At 68.2% G+C, this 18740-nt stretch carries 12 protein-coding genes, 2 pseudogenes and 1 riboswitch; of the genes and pseudogenes, 9 read left to right on the top strand and 5 right to left on the bottom strand.

Features of this window, described 5'->3' with window-relative positions; genetic code table 11:
- Positions 1-96: 96 nt before the first annotated feature.
- The 9 genes and pseudogenes from ssuC to XnspCFBP7698_RS21725 all read left to right on the top strand — a co-directional run.
- Positions 97-891: an aliphatic sulfonate ABC transporter permease SsuC gene (gene ssuC / locus XnspCFBP7698_RS06315; RefSeq protein ID WP_123137321.1), complete on the top strand. Its 795-nt coding sequence runs from the start codon at positions 97-99 to the stop codon at positions 889-891.
- Positions 888-1718 carry an ATP-binding cassette domain-containing protein gene (locus XnspCFBP7698_RS06310; RefSeq protein WP_123137320.1) on the top strand — a complete coding sequence of 277 codons (831 nt, stop codon included), beginning with the start codon at positions 888-890 and terminating at the stop codon, positions 1716-1718. Before ssuC ends, XnspCFBP7698_RS06310 begins: the two co-directional genes overlap by 4 nt.
- A gap of 255 nt (positions 1719-1973) precedes the next feature.
- Positions 1974-4559 carry an ATP-dependent chaperone ClpB gene (gene clpB / locus XnspCFBP7698_RS06305; RefSeq protein WP_047695089.1) on the top strand — a complete coding sequence of 862 codons (2586 nt, stop codon included), beginning with the start codon at positions 1974-1976 and terminating at the stop codon, positions 4557-4559.
- A gap of 187 nt (positions 4560-4746) precedes the next feature.
- The gene (locus XnspCFBP7698_RS06300) at positions 4747-5658 is read left to right on the top strand and encodes a DUF6624 domain-containing protein (RefSeq protein ID WP_123137319.1); all 912 of its coding nucleotides are present in this window, start codon (positions 4747-4749) and stop codon (positions 5656-5658) included.
- Positions 5659-5816: 158 nt separating this feature from the next.
- Positions 5817-7103, top strand: a complete 1287-nt coding sequence (locus XnspCFBP7698_RS06295) for an aminotransferase class V-fold PLP-dependent enzyme (RefSeq protein WP_104579905.1) — start codon at positions 5817-5819, stop codon at positions 7101-7103.
- Between the two features lie 272 nt (positions 7104-7375).
- Positions 7376-7601: riboswitch (cobalamin riboswitch) on the top strand.
- A gap of 116 nt (positions 7602-7717) precedes the next feature.
- Positions 7718-9595 carry a TonB-dependent vitamin B12 receptor gene (btuB, locus tag XnspCFBP7698_RS06290; protein WP_123137318.1) on the top strand — a complete coding sequence of 626 codons (1878 nt, stop codon included), beginning with the start codon at positions 7718-7720 and terminating at the stop codon, positions 9593-9595.
- A 259-nt stretch (positions 9596-9854) separates the two neighbouring features.
- Positions 9855-10046 (top strand): annotated as a pseudogene (locus XnspCFBP7698_RS21730) (bifunctional adenosylcobinamide kinase/adenosylcobinamide-phosphate guanylyltransferase); the annotation flags it as partial.
- Complete coding sequence (gene cobT / locus XnspCFBP7698_RS06280) at positions 10043-11089, top strand: nicotinate-nucleotide--dimethylbenzimidazole phosphoribosyltransferase (protein ID WP_123137316.1); 1047 nt, start codon at positions 10043-10045, stop codon at positions 11087-11089. The pseudogene XnspCFBP7698_RS21730 and the gene cobT, both read left to right, overlap by 4 nt.
- Positions 11086-11218: pseudogene (locus XnspCFBP7698_RS21725) on the top strand (histidine phosphatase family protein); the annotation flags it as partial. The gene cobT and the pseudogene XnspCFBP7698_RS21725, both read left to right, overlap by 4 nt.
- Before the next feature lie 66 nt (positions 11219-11284).
- Here XnspCFBP7698_RS21725 and XnspCFBP7698_RS06275 read toward each other — a convergent pair.
- Genes XnspCFBP7698_RS06275 through XnspCFBP7698_RS06255 form a run of 5 tightly spaced genes read right to left on the bottom strand, consistent with a single transcriptional unit; the run spans position 11285 to position 18416 of the window.
- Positions 11285-12481, bottom strand: coding sequence for a type III PLP-dependent enzyme (locus tag XnspCFBP7698_RS06275; protein WP_123137315.1), 1197 nt, complete (start codon positions 12479-12481; stop codon positions 11285-11287).
- Entirely contained in the window at positions 12478-14247 is a 1770-nt protein-coding gene (locus XnspCFBP7698_RS06270) for an IucA/IucC family protein (RefSeq protein ID WP_123137314.1), read from the bottom strand. The genes XnspCFBP7698_RS06275 and XnspCFBP7698_RS06270 overlap by 4 nt, the downstream gene beginning before the upstream one ends.
- Positions 14225-15403: an MFS transporter gene (locus XnspCFBP7698_RS06265; protein WP_123137313.1), complete on the bottom strand. Its 1179-nt coding sequence runs from the start codon at positions 15401-15403 to the stop codon at positions 14225-14227. Before XnspCFBP7698_RS06265 ends, XnspCFBP7698_RS06270 begins: the two co-directional genes overlap by 23 nt.
- Entirely contained in the window at positions 15400-17193 is a 1794-nt protein-coding gene (locus XnspCFBP7698_RS06260; RefSeq protein ID WP_123137312.1) for an IucA/IucC family protein, read from the bottom strand. The genes XnspCFBP7698_RS06265 and XnspCFBP7698_RS06260 overlap by 4 nt, the downstream gene beginning before the upstream one ends.
- Entirely contained in the window at positions 17190-18416 is a 1227-nt protein-coding gene (locus XnspCFBP7698_RS06255; RefSeq protein WP_199680053.1) for a siderophore biosynthesis protein PvsA, read from the bottom strand. The genes XnspCFBP7698_RS06260 and XnspCFBP7698_RS06255 overlap by 4 nt, the downstream gene beginning before the upstream one ends.
- Positions 18417-18740 lie beyond the last annotated feature (324 nt).

Below are 18740 nucleotides of genomic sequence, written 5' to 3'. Positions count from 1 at the left end.
TGCAATGCGGCACCGGGGACCTGCGCGCGCGCAGGTGAGCGCCCACGTGTCGATGCAACACGCGGTAATGCGATGCGCCGCCGCCACGGTGCTGCAATGAGCGCCCGCGCACGCCGTCTGGGCGCTGGCTTGGTGCCCTGGTTGCTGCCGCTGGCATTGCTGCTGGCATGGCAGATTGCCGCGGCCACGGGCTGGCTGCCGCAGCGCATTCTTCCTGCGCCCGATGCGGTACTGCGTGCCGGCATCACGCTCGTGCAAAGTGGTGAGCTGTGGCAGCACCTGGCCATCAGCGGTTGGCGCGCGGCGGTGGGCCTGGCCATCGGCGGCAGCATCGGCCTGGCACTGGGCCTGTTGACGGGCGTGTCGCAGGTGGCGGAACGGCTGCTCGACAGCAGCCTGCAGATGCTGCGCAACGTGCCGCATCTGGCGCTGATTCCGCTGGTGATCCTGTGGTTCGGCATCGACGAGGGCGCCAAGCTGTTCCTGGTGGCGCTGGGCACGTTCTTCCCGATCTATCTCAATACCTATCACGGCATCCGCAGCGTGGACCCGGCCTTGATCGAGATGGCGCGCAATTACGGCCTGCGTGGGCCGCAGCTGTTTGTCGATGTGCTGCTGCCCGGCGCGCTGCCCTCCATCCTGGTCGGCTTGCGCTTCGCGCTGGGGCTGATGTGGCTGACCCTGATCGTGGCCGAGACCATTTCGGCCAGTTCCGGCATCGGCTATCTGGCCACCAATGCGCGCGAGTTCCTGCAGACCGACATCGTGGTGGTGGCGATCGTGCTGTACGCGCTGCTCGGCAAGCTGGCCGACCTGGCCGCACGCGGCCTGGAAGCCTGGTGGCTGGGCTGGCATCCGGCACACCAGCAGCGTGCGCAGGTGCGCCGATGAGCGCGACCGACACCGGCCTGCCACTGAGCCTGCGCGGCATCGGCAAGCGCTATGGCGACAGCGAGGTGCTGCGTGGCATCGATCTGCAGATCGCCCCCGGCGCCTGCGTCGCGGTGGTGGGCCGCAGCGGCTGCGGCAAGAGCACGCTGCTGCGGGTGATTGCCGGGCTGGAAGCGGCCGACAGCGGCACCGTGGAGAGCGGCGCTGCGCCGCTTGCCGCAAAGCGAGATGCGGTGCGGCTCATGTTCCAGGACGCGCGACTGCTGCCGTGGAAGCGGGTGATCGACAACGTAGCGCTGGGGCTGGGCCGTGCCGGCCGCATGCAGGCCCAGGCCGCGCTGGATGCGGTGGGGCTGGGCACGCGTGGCGGCGACTGGCCGGCGGCGCTGTCGGGCGGCCAGCGGCAGCGCGTGGCGCTGGCGCGCGCGCTGGTGCATCGGCCACGGCTGCTGCTGCTGGACGAACCACTGGGCGCGCTGGATGCATTGACCCGTATCGAAATGCAGCAGCTGATCGTGCAGCTGTGGCAGCGCTACGGCTTCACCCTGGTGCTGGTGACCCATGACGTGGCCGAAGCCTGCGCGCTGGCCGACCGCATCGTGGTGGTCGAGCAGGGTCAGGTCGGCCTGGATGTCGCGGTGCCGGTGGCGCACCCGCGTGCGCCCGGGTCACCGGCCCTGGCGGCGATCCAGGCGCAGGTACTGTCGCGCCTGCTGGGAGCTGCGCAGACCTCCGAGCAGGCGGCTGCCGCGAAGGGCGAGGTGCGGCGCGACGCCACGCGTGAGGCTGCGCGACACGGAGGGGCACCGCTGCAGCGGATCGTCTAGCAGCGGACGTCGGGCGCGAAGGCTCCGCCGCCGCGCCCTGCGCTACGCGTCCTCCCTCAACCAGCAGGCAAGAGGCTGCGGTGCGCCATCGCAACCGCACACCGGCTGCGTGCGCCGCCTGGCAATGCCGATTAGAGCCGGGCACCTGCCTCGCCGCGGCCCGGCTCCGGCACCGGCAAGCCTTGAAACCCCGCCCGGCAACCGCATCTGCACGGTATCGCCGGCGTCGCCGGCCACCCGTTCAGAGGATTTCCCATGCGAATGGACAAGCTCACCTCGCGGTTCCAGCAGGCACTGGCCGACGCGCAGTCGCTGGCCGTGGGCCGCGACCACAACATCATCGAGCCGGTGCACGTGCTGGCCGCGCTGCTCGACCAGAGCGGCGGCAGCACGCGCCCGCTGCTGTCGCAGGCCGGCGTCAACGTGCCGCTGCTGCGCGAGCGCCTGGGCGAGGCGCTGGACACGCTGCCCAAGGTCTCCGGGCAGGAAGGCAACCTGTCGATCGGCAACGACCTCAATCGCCTGCTCAACCAGACCGACAAGCTGGCCCAGCAACATGGCGATGCCTTCATCGCCAGCGAGTGGTTCGTGCTGGCTGCCGCCGACGATGCCAGCCCGCTGGGCGTGGCCCTGCGCGCGGCCGGTGGCGACAAGAAGAAGATCGAAGCGGCCATCGACAAGCTGCGCGGCGGCGAAACCGTGCAATCGGAAAACGCCGAGGAACAGCGCCAGGCGCTGGAGAAATACACCATCGACCTGACTGCGCGTGCCGAAAGCGGCAAGCTCGATCCGGTGATCGGCCGCGATGAAGAGATCCGCCGCACCATCCAGGTGCTGCAGCGCCGTACCAAGAACAACCCGGTGCTGATCGGCGAACCCGGGGTGGGCAAGACCGCCATTGTCGAAGGCCTGGCCCAGCGCATCATCAACGGCGAAGTGCCCGAAGGCCTGCGCGGCAAGCGCGTGCTGTCGCTGGACATGGGCGCATTGATTGCCGGCGCAAAATTCCGCGGTGAGTTCGAAGAGCGCCTGAAGGCGGTGCTCAGCGACCTCTCCAAGAACGAAGGCCAGATCATCCTGTTCATCGATGAGCTGCACACCATGGTGGGCGCGGGCAAGGGCGATGGTGCGATGGATGCCGGCAACATGCTCAAGCCGGCGCTGGCGCGCGGCGAGCTGCATTGCATCGGCGCCACCACGCTGGACGAATACCGCAAGTACATCGAAAAGGACGCCGCACTGGAGCGGCGTTTCCAGAAGGTGTTCGTGGGCGAGCCGACGGTGGAAGACACCATCGCCATCCTGCGTGGTTTGAAGGAACGCTATGCCGTGCACCACGGCGTGGAAATCACCGACCCGGCGATCGTCGCGGCGGCCACGCTGTCCAACCGCTACATCACCGATCGCCAGTTGCCGGATAAAGCCATCGACCTGATGGACGAAGCCGCATCGCGCATCCGCATGGAGATCGACTCCAAGCCGGAGGAGCTCGACCGCCTGGAGCGCCGCTTGATCCAGCTCAAGATCCAGCGCGAAATGCTGAAGAAGGAAAAGGACGACGCCTCGCGGCAGCGTCTGGCCGATCTGGAAACCGACATCGACAAGCTGGAGCGCGAGTTCTCCGACCTCAACGAAGTATGGAAGTCCGAGAAGGCCGCGTTGCAGGGCACCACCAAGATCAAGGAGCAGATCGAGCACGCCAAGCTGGAGCTGGAGGCCGCGCAGCGTCGCCAGGACTACGCCAAGATGAGCGAGATCCAGTACGGCGTGCTGCCGCAGCTGGAAAAGCAGATGCTGCTGGCCAACGAGGTCGAACACCACGACTTCAAGCTGGTGCAGGACCGCGTCACGGCCGAGGAAATTGCCGAAGTGGTGTCGCGCTGGACCGGGATCCCGGTCAACAAGATGCTCGAAGGCGAGCGCGACAAGTTGCTGCGCATGGAAGACGAGCTGCATCACCGCGTGGTCGGGCAGAACGAAGCGATCAAGGTCGTTTCCGACGCGGTGCGCCGCTCGCGCGCGGGTCTGTCCGATCCCAATCGCCCGAGCGGCTCGTTCCTATTCCTGGGGCCGACCGGCGTGGGCAAGACCGAGTTGTGCAAGGCGCTGGCGGACTTCCTGTTCGACAGCACCGAGGCCATGATCCGCATCGACATGAGTGAGTTCATGGAAAAGCATTCGGTGTCGCGCCTGATCGGTGCGCCCCCGGGCTATGTGGGCTATGAAGAGGGCGGCTATCTCACCGAGGCGGTGCGCCGTCGCCCGTATTCACTGATCCTGCTGGACGAGGTGGAAAAGGCGCATGCCGATGTCTTTAACATCTTGCTGCAGGTGCTCGACGATGGCCGCCTCACCGATGGGCAGGGCCGCACGGTGGATTTCCGCAATACCGTCATCGTGATGACCTCCAACCTGGGCTCGCACCAGATCCAGGAGCTGTCCGGCGACGGCAGCGCCGAGGCCTATACGCAGATGAAGGCCGCAGTGATGGGCGTGGTGCAGGCGCACTTCCGCCCGGAGTTCATCAACCGGCTGGACGACATCGTGGTGTTCCACCCGCTGGACAAGGCGCAGATCAAGTCGATCGCGCGCATCCAGTTGCATGGGCTGGAAAAACGCCTGGCCGAGCGCGGCCTCAAGCTGGATCTGGACGATGCCGCGCTGGAATTGCTGGGCAATGTCGGCTTCGACCCGGTGTATGGCGCACGCCCGCTCAAGCGCGCGATCCAGTCGCAGGTGGAAAACCCGTTGGCGCAGCAGATCCTGTCGGGGCAGTACCTCAGCGGCGACACCGTGCAAGTGCGCGCTGAAGGCGGGCGGCTGGCTTTCACCAAGGGCTGAGGCGCAGCGCCGGTTATGCGCGCGCATGCGCAGGGCAGGCATCTGGAGTTCGGTAAGGCTTGATTGGAGGGCGAGTCGTCCCGCAGGATGCGGGGGTGGCTCGCCTGCGGCATGCTGGCCGCTTTGGAGCCTGGCGGATTGCCGCGCTCTGCCTCCCTCGAACACCTCATCTGGCAAGGAACTTCAGATGCGTCTTGCGTATGTTCCGATCTATGTCGGCGTCGCCTTGGGATTAACAGGTGCCCTGCACGCAGCGGAAGTGCCGGATATTTTCGCCGCGCTCAAAGCCTACGAGGCCGAGGACTACGCGGGTTGTGCCCAGGTGATGGCCGCACTGCAGCGCTCCTCCGGCGAACTGCCGCAAAATGGCGAACTCCTGCGTGCAGAGTGTCTGGCGGCAGCGAAACAGACCGACGAGGCGATACGCTATCTCGAAGAGGAAATTCCACGGGGGCGCATTTCCATCGATGATCTGCGCAGCAAGGACCGGCCCGGCCTGAATCGGCTGCGAAAGACGGATGGGTGGCCTGCGCTGCTGGCGAAGGCCGACCGCATCAGTGCGCAGCAGCAGACGGCGTTGAATCTGCAATTGCGGCAGGAGCTGCTTGCGCGCGTAGAGAAGGATCAGCATGCGCAAAATGCAGCAATCACCGCTGGAGGCAAGCCAGCCGACTGGGCATCGATCGTGCCGGTGATGCGCGAAAACACCGAATGGCTCAAGCAGATCGTCGCGACGCAGGGGTGGCCGGGACGGCGCCTGGTGGGCGAAGACGGCGCAAAAGCAGCATGGACCTTGATACAGCATTCCGACGCCGATCCAGGGTTTCAGGCGCAGGTGCTGGCATTGATGGAAGCGGCGCTTGCCAGGCAGGATGTGGCGCCTGACGATGTGGCGCTACTCACCGATCGTGTCTTGCGCGCGCAAGGGAAGCCGCAGCGCTACGGCACCCAGTTTCAGACGGGTGCGGATGGCTACATGTCGCTGCAGCCCACTGAGGACGAAGCGGGCCTGGATGCGCGTCGCCGTAGCATGGGGCTCCCTCCCATGCATCAGTACAAAGAGATGTTGCGCGACGTTTACCATCAGCCGGTGCGGTGAGCGATGGTTGAGGGGCGTCGGGTTGCCAGCAGCGACGGCGGGCGCGCGTGCGCCTCTGCACGACCTGATCGTTGGCGATGTCGTCATTGCCGGCTGTCATGAGGTGCGGGTCGGCGGCCGGGTATCGTCGGGCTCCTTGTCCAGCAGCGAGCCGTGCCATGACCGATCCGCAGTGGAAGCCTGAAACCATCGCCGTGCATGGCGGGTATCGCCCCGACCCGACCACGCGCGCGGTGGCGGTGCCGATCTATCAGACGGTGGCGTATGCGTTCGACGATACCCAGCATGGCGCGGACCTGTTCGACCTGAAGGTGCAGGGCAACATCTACAGCCGCATCATGAACCCCACCAACGACGTGCTGGAGCAGCGCGTGGCCGCGCTGGAAGGCGGCATCGGCGCCTTGGCGCTGGCATCGGGGCAGGCCGCGGTGACGTATGCGATCCAGACCATCGCCGAGGCCGGCGACAATATCGTGTCCTCCAGCGCCTTGTATGGCGGCACCTACAACCTGTTCGCGCATACGCTGCCGCAGTTCGGCATCAGTACGCGCTTTGCCGACTATCGCGACCCGCAGGCGTTCGCCGGCTTGATCGACGAACGCACCAAGGCGGTGTTCGTCGAGTCGATCGGCAATCCGCGCGGCAACATCACCGATATCGAGGCGGTGGCGGCCGTGGCGCATGCCCACGGCGTGCCGTTGATCGTGGACAACACCGTCGCCACGCCGTCGCTGCTGCGGCCGATCGACTTCGGTGCCGACATCGTGGTGCATTCGCTGACCAAGTATCTAGGCGGGCACGGCAACAGCATCGGTGGGGCGATCGTGGACAGCGGGCGCTTTCCGTGGGCGGCGCACAAGGCACGCTTTCCGCGCCTCAACGAACCGGATGTGAGTTACCACGGCGTGGTCTATACCGAAGCATTGGGCGAGGCGGCGTATATCGGCCGTGCGCGGGTGGTGCCGCTGCGTAATACCGGTGCGGCGCTGTCGCCGTTCAACGCGTTCTTGATCCTGCAAGGCATCGAAACATTGCCGCTGCGCATGGAGCGCATCAACGCCAATACCTTGGCCATTGCGAGGTATCTGCAGCACCACGCACGCGTTGCCTGGGTCAACTACGCCGCGTTGCCGGATCACCCCGAGCATGCGTTGGCGCAGAAATATCTGGGCGGCCACGGGTCCGGCGTGCTCACGTTTGGTCTGCCCGGCGGGCGTGCGGCCGGCGCGCGTTTCCTGGATGCGCTGCAGCTGTTTACCCGGCTGGTGAATATCGGCGATGCCAAATCGCTGGCGACGCACCCGGCGTCCACCACGCACCGCCAGCTGGGCCCGGCCGAGCTGGAGCATGCCGGGGTGAGTGAAGACACCGTGCGGCTGTCGATCGGCATCGAGCATATCGATGACTTGCTGGCAGATCTGGAGCAGGCGCTGCAGGGGGCGTGAGGTTTAGCCCCTCTCCTGCGGGAGAGGGGTTGGGGTGAGGGTGCGGTAGGTCCGCAATGAAGCAGTCGACGTCGAGCTCCGCCATCGACTCGCTGTCGCACCCTCATCCGCCCCTTCGGGGCACCTTCTCCCAATGGGAGAAGGACAGGTTGAGCCCTTCTCCCCCATGAAGGAGAACAATGTCCCACGGGAGAAGGAAGCGGTCATTCACCGCCCAGCGCGTGGAGACGCGCTTGGCTTGGCCGGTGGTCGCAGACCTCTGGGGCGCCTGCTACCATGCGCGCCCCTGAGGTGACTGCCGCAGTTGCGGTGGTTTAAACGGGAATCCGGTGCGCGGCTCGCCTTGGGCGGGTCGCAATTCCGGAGCTGCCCCCGCAACGGTGGGCGAGACAAGGGTCTGCACGTCACGCCACTGTGCTTGCATGGGAAGGCGCAGGCCTGGGAAGCGTCTGCTTCCACTCGCGAGCCCGGAGACCGGCCTGAGGGACAAGACCCGGCACGCGGTGGGCGTGGCCTTGATCGTCTGGCGCTGCGGCGTTGGGCGCCTGGCCCGTTGCTGTCTGCCGTCCCCATTGCCCCCGCGCGGGTAGGCGCGGTTCCAGGAGCAGCAGTCGATGTCCGTTTCTTCCGTTTTGCCGACCCGCGCCGTGCTGGCCGTGGGGCTGTCGCTGTGCATGACCAACCTGGCCCGGGCAGAGGCCGCCGTCGATCTCGACGAAGTCGTGGTCACCGCCTCGCGCACCGCGCAGACCCAGGACCAGACGCTGGCGCCGGTCACGGTGATCGACCGCGCGCAGATCGAGCGTCGCCAGGTCACCGCATTGCAGGATCTGCTGCGTGGCGAAGCCGGGGTGTCGCTGGCCAACAACGGCGGGCCGGGCAAGCCGACCTCGCTGTTCCTGCGCGGCACCGAATCCGACCAGGTGGTGGTGCTGATCGATGGCGTGCGCATCGGCTCGGCCACCTCCGGTGGGGCGGCTTTGCAGGACCTGCCGATCGAACAGATCGAACGCATCGAGATCGTGCGTGGTCCGTTTTCCAGCCTGTATGGTTCCGAAGCGCTGGGCGGGGTGATCCAGATCTTCACCCGTCGCCCGCAGGGCAGCTTCGTGCCGATGCTCAGCGTGGCTGCCGGCAGCAACACCGCGCGCCGCTACGGTGCCGGCCTGGCCGGGCGGAGCGAGAGCGATCTGGGCGAGGCCGGCGGCTGGTATTCGGTCAACGCAGTTCATGACGAAACCGACGGCATCAATGCGTATCTGGACACCAGTTCCAGCGCCTACGACCCGGATCGCGATGGGTATCGCAACGATTCGTTGAGTGCACAAGGCGGCTGGCGCTTCAACCGGCAGTGGGATGCCGACGTGCACGCGTTGCGTGCGCAGAGCCGTAACGACTACGACGGCTCTGTCTTTGGCGGCAACCTGTCCAAGGGCGTGCAGCAGGCGGTCGGTGGCCGTGTGCGTTACGCACCCACCGATGCGCTCAAGTTCACCGCCAGTGTCGGCGGCAGTTCCGACTTCAGCGATGCGTATTACGACGGTGCGTACGTCTCCACCTACGACACCCGCCGCAAGCAGGGCTCGTTGCAGGCCGACATCACCACGGCACCGGGCCTGTTGACGGTCGGCTTCGACTGGCAGCGCGACGCCATCGCCAGCAGCGACAACTACGACGCCGACAGCCGCATCGATCGTGCGGCATTTGCGCAGTGGCAGCAGAGCTTCGGTGCGCAGTCGGTGCAGGCCAGCCTGCGTCGCAACGACAACAGCCAGTTCGGCGGCAAGACCACCGGCAGCCTGCTGTGGGGTTGGGACTTTGCCGAGCACCTGCGCCTGACCGCCAGCTACGGCACCGCATTCAAGGCGCCCACCTTCAATGAGCTGTACTACCCGGACTTCGGTAACCCGTTGCTCGGGCCGGAGACGTCCAACAGTGCGGAGCTTGGGCTGCGGGGGCGCTACGACTGGGGCACCTGGACGCTCAGCGCCTTCCAGACCCGCATCAGCGACCTAATCGCCTATGACGCCTCGCTGGTGGATGCCGCCCACCCCTTTGGCCAGCCGAACAATATCGACAAGGCGCGCATCCGTGGCGCCGAAGCCGGTTACGAGACCGCGCTGGCTGGCTGGACGCTGCGTAGCGCGCTGACCTGGCTGGCGCCGCAGGCCGATGGCGAGGTCGGGCACGGCAACTGGCTGCCGCGTCGCGCCCGCCAGAGTGGGCGCATCGATGCCGACCGCACCGTCGGCGCGTTCGGCGTGGGCGCAAGCCTGTTCGGCTCGGGCAAGCGCTTCGATGACCTGGCCAACACCGAGCGCCTGGCCGGTTACGGTCTGCTGGACCTGCGCATGAGTTATGCGATCAACACGGACTGGACGGTGCAGTTCACCGCCAACAACGTGTTCGACCGCCGCTACGAAACCGCGCGCTGGTATGCGCAGCCCGGGCGGAATTACCTGCTCACCTTCCGCTACCAGCCAGCGCAATAACGCGATCTTCCGTCGCGCGCGAAGGCGGGATGCGCTGCGGCAGGTGCCGACGGTCCGCAGGCGCTGGCCGCTTTGCCGGGCTGGGGATTGGTTGTGCTGCGTCCCCCGGCTCATGCCGCGCTGCATGGCGGCTCGCTCGCCCGTCCGGGTGACGCGCTGCAACGCCTCCGGAGACCGCCACCCTGACGCAGCCCGCCCGCCTGCCGGGACACCCGGATGCGGGGCGCCTGCATGCGCGAATGTGACCTGTTGCACACCGCTGCCGCAGTTGCCCGGGCAGGTGCTGCTGGTCAGCAACGCGGGCGGGCACGGCGATGTACCGCCGGGCGAACTCACGCCTCGTTTTGTCGATGAAGCCGGCCGGCGGCGCCAGGCATTGGCGCTACAGTGCGGGCCTGTGATGGTGGTGGCAGCAGGCTTACCCATGGTGCTGACGGGAGAAGCGGTGTGAGTAGTGACTGGATCCTTGCTGCATGCGCAACGCCGGATGCGCGCGTGCGCGCTGCGGCGCTGGCGCGGCAGGAACAGCTGGCCAAGCCGCACGGCGCGCTGGGGCGGCTGGAGCAACTGGCGGTGCAGCTGGCCGCCTGGCAACGCAACGCGCACCCGACCGTGCAGCGGGTGTGGATTGCGGTGTACGCCGGTGATCATGGCGTTGCCGCCGAAGGTGTCTCGGCCTTTCCGCAGGCGGTCACCGGCGAGATGGTGCGCAACTTCGCACGCGGCGGCGCAGCCATCGCGGTGCTGGCGCGCGAGCTCGGCGCACGGCTGGAAGTGGTGAACCTGGGCGTGGTCAACGACCCGGGCGAGCTGCCACGGGTGCGACGTGCGTGGATCGCGCCGTCCACCGCCAATCTCTGCGAGCAGCCGGCGATGACTCAGGCGCAGTTGCGCGATGCGCTTGCCGCCGGCGCCGAGAGCATCGCGCAGGCCAGGAGCTGCGATACGCAGTTGTTCGTCGGCGGCGAGATGGGGATCGGCAACACCACCGCCGCCGCCGCGCTGAGTTGCGCCTTGCTGTCACAATTTCCGCAGGCGATGGCCGGTGCCGGCACCGGCCTGGATGCCGAGGGCATCGCGCACAAGGCCACGGTGATCGCGCGTGCGCTGGCCGTGCACGCCGATGCGGCTACCCCGCTGGAACGGTTGCGCCGGCTCGGTGGCTTCGAGATCGCCGCCCTGGTCGGTGCGTATATCGCCGCTGCGCAGGCCGGCATCCCGGTGCTGGTGGACGGCTTCATTTCCACCGCTGCGGCATTGGTCGCCACCCGTCTCAACCCTGGCGTGCGCGAATGGCTGCTGTTCGGGCATCGCTCGCAGGAACGCGGTCACGCTGCGCTCCTGCGCGCACTCGATGCCGAACCGCTGCTGCAGCTGGATCTGCGCCTGGGCGAGGCCAGCGGCGCGGCGGTGGCGATTCCGCTGCTGCGCAGCGCCTGCGCCTTGCACAACGGCATGGCCACCTTTGCCGAGGCCGGCGTATCCGACGCATGAGCGTGCAGACCACCTTGCTGCGGCATGCGATACCGCCAGCGCAGTGAGCGCGGCCAGTTCGAGGACCCGCTGACCGAACCGGGGTGGCAGCAACTGCGCGCAGTTACTGCATCGCGTGATTGGAACTCCGGGCAGCATGCAAGGTGGACCCAGTGCGACGTGCGTTCGTATGGCGGGCATCGTGTGCGGTCACCATCAACCCACCACCGGCAAAAACAGCTGCTGCGGTGGCGGGTGCATCAGGAACTGCTGGTGCGAAATATTCCAGGCGTAGGCGCCGGCCAGCGGAAAGGCCAGGCAGTCGCCGGGGGCCAGTGCGGCGACGGGTTGGTTGCGGGCCAGCACGTCCTTGGGCGTGCAGAGCTGGCCGACCAGGGTGACTGCGGCATCGCTGACGACCGGCGGGTGCACCCCGCGCAGCACGCGGACCGGGTGGTCGTGCGCCTGCGCGGCCGGCGTGCGGAAGTGATGGGTGCCGCCGCGCGCGATTGCAAACCAGGCGCCGTGGCTGCGCTTGAGGTCGAGCACTTCCATCAGGTACCAGCCGCAACTGGCGCTGACATAGCGGCCCGGCTCCAGGCGCAGGCGCACCGCATCGCCGTGCTCGCGCAACAACGACGGCAGCCCCGCGCAGAAGCCAGCCCAGTCGAATGAAGCCTGCGGCGTCAGGTAGTCCACGCCGAAGCCGCCGCCCGCATTCACCCTGAGCGGCCCGAGACCGTAGGCGTGTCGCCACTGCTGCACGGTGCGCAGGTAGGCGGCGATCAGGTGCAGCTGCGCGCCGGCATCGCGCTGGTGCGACATCAGGTGGAAATGAAACCCTTCCAGGCGCAGTGCCGAGGTTGCGCGCAGCAGCTGCATGGCGGTGTCCAGGTCCTGCGGGTCGAGCCCGAAAGGCGAGGGCTGCCCGCCCATCATCAGACGCGTGCTCTTGGCGCCGGGCACGGCGATGTTCATGCGCAGGAACACCGGCACGCAGCGGCCGGCAGCCGCGGCAATGGCCGCCAGGCGCTGCAGCTCGCCGAGGCTTTCCACGTGCACGCTGCAGTCGGGCAGGGCCACCGCCTGGGCGAGTTCGCTGTCGAGTTTGCCGGGCCCGCCGAACAGCAGCGCTGCCTGTGGTTGCTGTGCATGCAGCCAGGCCAGTTCGCCACCGGATGCGGCCTCGAAGCCGTCCACGTGCGGCGCGAGCGTATGCAGGATCGGTGGCTCCGCATTGGCCTTGGCCGCGTAGAACAGCTCGCACGGCGCCGGTAGCTGCGCGCGCATCCACGCCGCATGCGCGTGCAGCGTGGCCAGATCGTAGACATACGCGCAGACCGGGCCATCGCTGCTGGCGCGCAGTTGCGGCAATGCAGCGATGACGCGGCCCGTGTCGATCTGCAGGCTCACGCCGCCACCTGCCGTGCGCGGACGACCGGCGCGATGGGATTGGGCAGGGCGGTGTAGTCGGATTGACGGTCGGCGCGTTGCAACAGACGGGTGCCGAGATTGTTCTTGCCCGGCAGCGGCGCGCCGTCGATCAACCCCTGTAGCGCGGGCTGTGCGCCGTGGCGCTGCTGCCAACGCACGGCAATCTCTTCCACGCGGTGCCACAGCTGCGCTTCCAGCGTGCCGTCGCCTTCGGTCAGATGGAAGATGGCCTCGGCCAGGTTGTTGACCAGGGCGCAGTAGGCCACGCGGTTCCAGCCTTGTTCGGGCGTGTAATACAGCGATTGCCGCGCGCGCTCGCCGACGCCGTGCAGCCGTGTCGGTGGCCAATGGTGGGCAAGCAGCTTGGTACCTTCCAGGTCGCGAATCCACACCCGCGTCGGCCACCCGTCGGCAAACCCGATCACGGTGTTCTGCAGATGCGGCTCCAGGGCGATGCCATGCTGGAACAACGCGCTCCACACGCCGTCCAGCAACACGCTGGCATAGGCGCCGAACCAGCGCAGTGTGGCGGTGCGGCGATCCATCGGCGTGCGGCTCAGCGCCTGCAGCTGCCGGGCGCAGACGCTATTGCCCTGCGCATCGCAGGTAAACAACGCTGCCGCCACCTGTGGCTGCCAGTGCGCGCGCTGCGCGGCGGGGATGGTCTTGCGGTACAGGATGCCGAAGCTCTCCGACAGGTTGCGTGCGGCGTGCGGGTCGGCGTCGTGCAACGCGCGATCGACCTGCGCCACATCCAGCGAGGTTGCCGCCGGCTCCAGCATCACATCGAAGCCGGGCACCTGCACGGCCAACGCTTGCCAGCTCGGCGCCAGCAGTTGGGTGAGGGCGACCGCACTTTCCAGTTCGTACCAGGCGTTCTTGCGCACGCAATTGGTCAGGCGCACATGCACCGAGCACTTGAGGAAGTACTCCAGCGCCGGGTGATACAGCGTGCGCACCGACGAGGTGGGGCGCAGTGCAGCGCCACGCAGGCCGACCGGTGCGATGAGGCCGCGCGATTGCAGCGTGCGCAGCAAGGGGTCGTCCAGCAGGCGTTGCGCCTCCCACGGATGGCAGGGATACAGCGCCGGGTCGCCGGACAGCTGGGCCAAGCTGGTGCGCACGTCCTGGCCCTGCACGCGCAGCAGGCGCGGGTCGATGCGGAACCAGAACAACTGGAACTGCGCGCGCGCTTCCGGGGCGCAGGCCAGCACCTGCTCCAGCGCGACGCCTTCGCGGCTTTTGGGCGTGGGATGCAGCGCATGCCCCCACAGCATCGATTGCTCCGCATCGATCATGGCCTCGCCGCTGGCCGCGCTGCACTGGGCCTGCCGCAACAACGCCGCGGTGACCGCCACGCTGTTGGCGCTTTGTGCCAGCAGCTCCGGATTCACCGCCTGCCTGCTGCCCAGCGACTGCAGCAGGCAGCGTGCCAGGGCGTGCGCATCCAGGCTCTGCCACGGCTGGCCGGCGCTCTTGAGAAACGGCGTGGACGCAAAACGGCAGCGGCCCAGCCGGTCGGCATGGGCAATGCGCACGCACAGCGTGCCGACGGCGCCCAGCGCGATGCGCAGCCAGCGTTGTTCGGCAACCCGCGGGCCGGGGCGATCCAGCCCGCGGTAATCGAAATCGGCGGCATGTTGCGGGATGGCGAACTCGCGCAGGTAGCAGTTCAACCAGCAACTGCAGGCCTGGGCGTCGGCCATGCTGTCGTACCAGGGGTCATGCATCGTGTGCAGCGACATCGGCAGATCTCCTCGAAGGAAAGCGCACCAGGACGGTGAGCGCAGCAGCGGCGGCCGCCAGCGCGGCGGCCAGGAAAGGGCTGGCCGGGCCGGCGGCCTGGGCCAGCGCACCGGCGGCGGCGCCGGCGGCTACGCCGGCCCACTTGCCGCAGGCATCGAACCGGCCGAACCGGCGCCCGGCGCCGTGGCCGCTGGCGACCAGGGCCAGGCTGCGGTTGAGCCCACGCAGGCCGAACAACATGCCAAGGCCGAACAGCAGCCGCGCCGCCACCAGCGCGAGGGCGTCGTGCAGCAGCGCCTGCCACAGGCAGGCAAGCGCAAACAGCAACAGCCCGGGCACCAGCCATGCATGGCCATCGCCGCGCCGCCACCACGGCAGCACCACCAGGTACACCAGGTGCGGCAGGCTGTAGAGCAGGCCGGCGAGCGCATCGTGGCCGGCGCCACGCGCGAGTGCGTAGGGAATGAAATACGGGAAGGTCACCACCATCGCGAAACAGAACAGGAACTGCGCCAGCAGCAGCGCAGGCCATGACGCTGGAGTGGCCTGCAATGGCGACGGACCCGACGCGGCGCTTGGTGCGGCCACTGGCCGTGGAGCCGGGTGATCGGCCGGCAACCGCCAGGTCAGCGCGAACGCGATCAGCGGCAGCAGCGCGAGCGCGCGGTACAGCGATTGCGCCGGGCCCAGGGCAAGGGCCAACCCCAGCCCCAGCAACGCGGGTGCGCTCACCATTGCCAGCCGCGCCGAATACTGGGTCCAGTCCAGTGCACGTGCCAACGGGCCGGCCTGCGGCTGGCTGGCTAGATAGGCGTTGGCCGCGGCCAGCGAGCCGCCGCAGCCGCCCTGCACGACCAGGCCAACCACCAGCCAGGGCAGCGACGGTGCGAAGCCGGCGATGGCAAAGCCCAGCGCCAGCCCCAGCTGCGCGCGCAGCAACGAACGCTTGCGCCCGTAGCGGTCGGCCAGCCGCCCCCAGGTGCCGGCCGTCAACGCGGTGCACAGCGTCGGCAGCACGTACAGCACGCCGCTCCAGCCCACCGCCGCGCCCGGTGCCAGTTCGGCCAGCACCTGCGGCAGGAACAGCGGCATGCCCAGGGCGGTGAAGGCGGCCAGATAGTGCGCTGCCAGCACCGGGCCGAGAATGCGCTTCATCGCCCACCACCGGCCTGATGGCGCGGCTGTTGCGCAAACGCAATGCCGAACGGATTGGGCGCGCTGTTGCCGTAGAACTTGTTGATGTCGCTCGCACCGGTGAGCTGCTTGCTGAGCAGGCTGCCGGCACTGAGCAGGTACTTCACCGGCAACCGGGGCATGGCGAGCAGGTCACGCGCGGGCGCGGTATCGATGCCTTCGGCGTGCAGGTGTTCAAGCGTCCGCGCGAGCTGGGCCTGCAGCTGCGCCGCCAGCGGCGCGCGCAGCGCCGGCTGCCACTCGGCCAGGCCTTCCAGCACCGCCTGCAGATCCAGTTGCAGCACGATGGTGCAGAACATCTGCGCCAGCGCCTGCGCATCGTCCACCGCAATCCGCGCATCGTGCAGCGGGCCCAGCGTGTCGATGTCCGGCAATTGGGCGCGCAGTTGCGGCATGGCGATCCGCGCGGCGTCGTTGTCCTTCATCAGCAGGCGGGTGCGTTGGCCGTGGGCATACACCAGCACGCTGTTCTGCTGATTGGCTTCCAATGCAATGCCGTAGCGCAGCCACAACCTCAAATGCACCGCAAGCAGCAACTCGGTGTAGTCGCGCCACCAGGCCTGCACGTCGCCGTGGGCGAACTGCTCGGCCAGGTGGATCGCCATCGGCCGGCCATCGGGCAGCCACGCGCACAGCGCGGCCACCGGCACCAGCGTGGCGTCGTCCAGGGGTGGATACCGCCGCACCAGATAGGCCAGGTGCCGGGTCTGGCCCACATGCCCGCCATGCGACTCGTCCACGAACACGCACCGGCCCCGTAGGGCGCTGTCGTGCGCATCGATGCGACGCAACGCGCGCTCCAGCCAGTGCCCGTCGTACAGCGTGGACGGTTTGATCAGACGCAGGTTCAGTGCGCCCAGCGTGCGCATCGGGATCGGCAGTTTGAGGTGCAGGTGCGGCTGCTGCACTGGCACCAGCGTGCGCACCGACAGGGTGGGGCGCACCTGCAGCCGTGCCCGCGGTGCACGCACCGCACCGGCCGGAAGCTCGAAGCCGGGCTGTCCCAGTCGCTCCCACACCAGCGGATGTACCGGCCAGGCCAGGTGGGTGTGCGCAAGCGCCGGCGGCAGGCCGAGCGTGGCCATGTCAGGCCACAGCGCGGCCGGCGGCGTGCTGGTGCAGCTGACCAGTGCATGCGGGATCGCCAGCCAGCGCAGCGCGAAGGTGGGCGCAAACTCCGGCGCGTAGTCGCGCAACTCCGATGCCTCCAGCCCGGCCTTGGCGCGCGCGGTGGGATAGAACGGATGGTCGCGGTAACTGGCCAGCTGGTCGCAACGGTAGGCGCGTTCGGCCGGGTCTGCGTGCTGCAGGGCGGTGGCCAGCGCCGGTGCCTGCGCATCATAGGCCTGGCGTGCCAGGCCGCGGTGCGCTGCGGCGCAGTCGGCCTCGTCGGCATAGGCGCGGTGCAGCTGCGTGGTCTGCGCATCGAGCTCGGCGCCCATGCGCTGCAGCCAGGCCCGCGCGCCCTGTTCGAGCTGCGCAGCGTCGGCCGTCTGCACCACCCAGCGATCGCTGCAGGCGCTGAAGTCCTGCAGCACGCCGCCGTGGTGGATCGGCAGCCACAACGTGCCGCCGGGCAGATGCGCGATGCGCCACCAACCGTCCACCTGGCCGGGGTCGGGCCACTGCGCCAGCACGCCCGGGTCGGGCGTGGCCGCCTGGCCGCGGCTGACGATTCCGCGCAGATCCTCGCGCAGGCAGGCGTCGATGATGCGGGTGGTGATGTAGCGCTGGTCGTCGGCGCGGCTCATGCATGCACCTGCGCGGTGTCGATGCGCCAGTGCAGACCGGCCTCGGCCTGCACCACCGCCTGCTCCAGCGCCTGCGCATCGCTGGCCACCGCACTCAGCACGCCCAGGTAATCCTTGTTGGAGTGGCTCAGCTGGATGCGTTCGCCCGGTGCGCGCATGCGCCGGTACTGCACGTCGCTGTGCGCGTCGCGATGGCGGCGGTCTTCGCTGGCGGTGACCAGCTCGCCTTCCGTTTCGGCCACGTAGTAACGCAGCAGGGCATGCGCACGCTCGCTGCGCAGCTGCGGCAGCGGTTGGCCCAGATGCGGCGCCAGCGCAGCGGCAAACCAGTGCCCGCCGAACATGCCGTCGAGCAGGAATTCGCGGCGGTCGCCGATGCTGCGGTAGTTGATTTCCACCAGCACCGGGCCCTGGTCGGTGAGGATGAATTCGCTATGGCACAGGCCGAAGTTGACGCCGAAGGCACGCAGTTGCTGCAGCGCCTGCGCAACCACTGCGGTATCGACCCGGGCATCCCACTGCGCTTCGCACTCGACAAAATGCGGTGGCGGCGACAGGCGCACCCTGAAGCCGCCGATGGCCTGCAGCGTCTGCCCGTCGCCCAGCGTTTCCAGCGTGAACAACGGCCCCTGCAACATGCCTTCCAGCAGCACGGTGCGCTGCGGGTGGCGCTGCCAGACCTCATCGAGATAGTCCTGCAGGTGCGTGGCATCGGCGCAATGGCGCACATCCAGGCTGGCCACGCCTTCGCGCGGTTTGGCCACCACCGGCCACGGGATCTCGTCCGGTGGCGCGGCGCCGGGCGCCAGGGTGCAGAACCACGGCGAGGGCAGGTCGCGTGCACGCAGGCGCTGCCGCATCGCGGCCTTGTTCTTGGCCGCGTAGCAGACCTGCCAATCCTTGCCCGGCAACCCCAGGCCGGCCGCAACCAGCGCCGTGCTGGTCTGCAAATGATCGCTGTTGCTGAAGACCGCGCGTGGCCGCAGCGCGGCGTCGTGCAGCACATCCAGCACGCCGAGCGGATTGAACACGTCGCATTCGATCACCCGCTGCGGCGCATGCGTGGGGTGGTCGCGGAAATAGGCCAGGTGATCGAGCCGATGGTCGGTCAGCAGCCACACCGGAATGCCTTGCGCGTGCGCGGCCGGCAAGAAGCCATCGGTGATGGCCGGGTGGCAGACATGGGTGAGGATCACCAGGGGGGCGTCGGGTACAGCATTCATGGCAGCTCTCGTTCGACAGGGCGGTGGGGAAACCGATAGGTAAACGGGCTGCCTGGCGCCGCGAACGGGCGTTGGGTGGCCTGCGATCCAGCGATCGCACTGCCGCATGCTGCGGCGCTGATGCGTGCCTCATGCACGCCATGTGGTGGGCGATGGCGATGGCGTGAGCGCCATGGCCATCGTGGTCGACCACTGCCCCTGCACAGTGGTCGCGTCGTGCCGCTGCGGGTTGCTGCAGCGACGCCGATCAAGCGATGCCGACATCGGCCAGGTGTGCGTGCCGGTGCAGAACCGCAACGCGTCTCACGCCGCGTGCGGCTTGCT

Origin of the sequence: Xanthomonas sp. CFBP 7698 (assembly GCF_003600855.1) — a bacterium.
Classification (GTDB): domain Bacteria; phylum Pseudomonadota; class Gammaproteobacteria; order Xanthomonadales; family Xanthomonadaceae; genus Xanthomonas; species Xanthomonas cannabis.
The sequence above is the reverse complement of the archived record's forward strand: the minus strand, read 5'-3'. Positions and strand labels throughout refer to the sequence as shown.

Bases quoted from the DNA above. Each gene is read 5' to 3' on its own strand.
- ssuC (WP_123137321.1), top strand. From the start codon at position 97: ATGAGCGCCCGCGCACGCCGTCTGGGCGCTGGCTTGGTGCCCTGGTTG.
- XnspCFBP7698_RS06310 (WP_123137320.1), top strand. From the start codon at position 888: ATGAGCGCGACCGACACCGGCCTGCCACTGAGCCTGCGCGGCATCGGC.
- clpB (WP_047695089.1), top strand. From the start codon at position 1,974: ATGCGAATGGACAAGCTCACCTCGCGGTTCCAGCAGGCACTGGCCGAC.
- XnspCFBP7698_RS06300 (WP_123137319.1), top strand. From the start codon at position 4,747: ATGCGTCTTGCGTATGTTCCGATCTATGTCGGCGTCGCCTTGGGATTA.
- XnspCFBP7698_RS06295 (WP_104579905.1), top strand. From the start codon at position 5,817: ATGACCGATCCGCAGTGGAAGCCTGAAACCATCGCCGTGCATGGCGGG.
- btuB (WP_123137318.1), top strand. From the start codon at position 7,718: ATGTCCGTTTCTTCCGTTTTGCCGACCCGCGCCGTGCTGGCCGTGGGG.
- XnspCFBP7698_RS06270 (WP_123137314.1), bottom strand. From the start codon at position 14,247: ATGTCGCTGCACACGATGCATGACCCCTGGTACGACAGCATGGCCGAC.
- XnspCFBP7698_RS06265 (WP_123137313.1), bottom strand. From the start codon at position 15,403: ATGAAGCGCATTCTCGGCCCGGTGCTGGCAGCGCACTATCTGGCCGCC.
- XnspCFBP7698_RS06260 (WP_123137312.1), bottom strand. From the start codon at position 17,193: ATGAGCCGCGCCGACGACCAGCGCTACATCACCACCCGCATCATCGAC.
- XnspCFBP7698_RS06255 (WP_199680053.1), bottom strand. From the start codon at position 18,416: ATGAATGCTGTACCCGACGCCCCCCTGGTGATCCTCACCCATGTCTGC.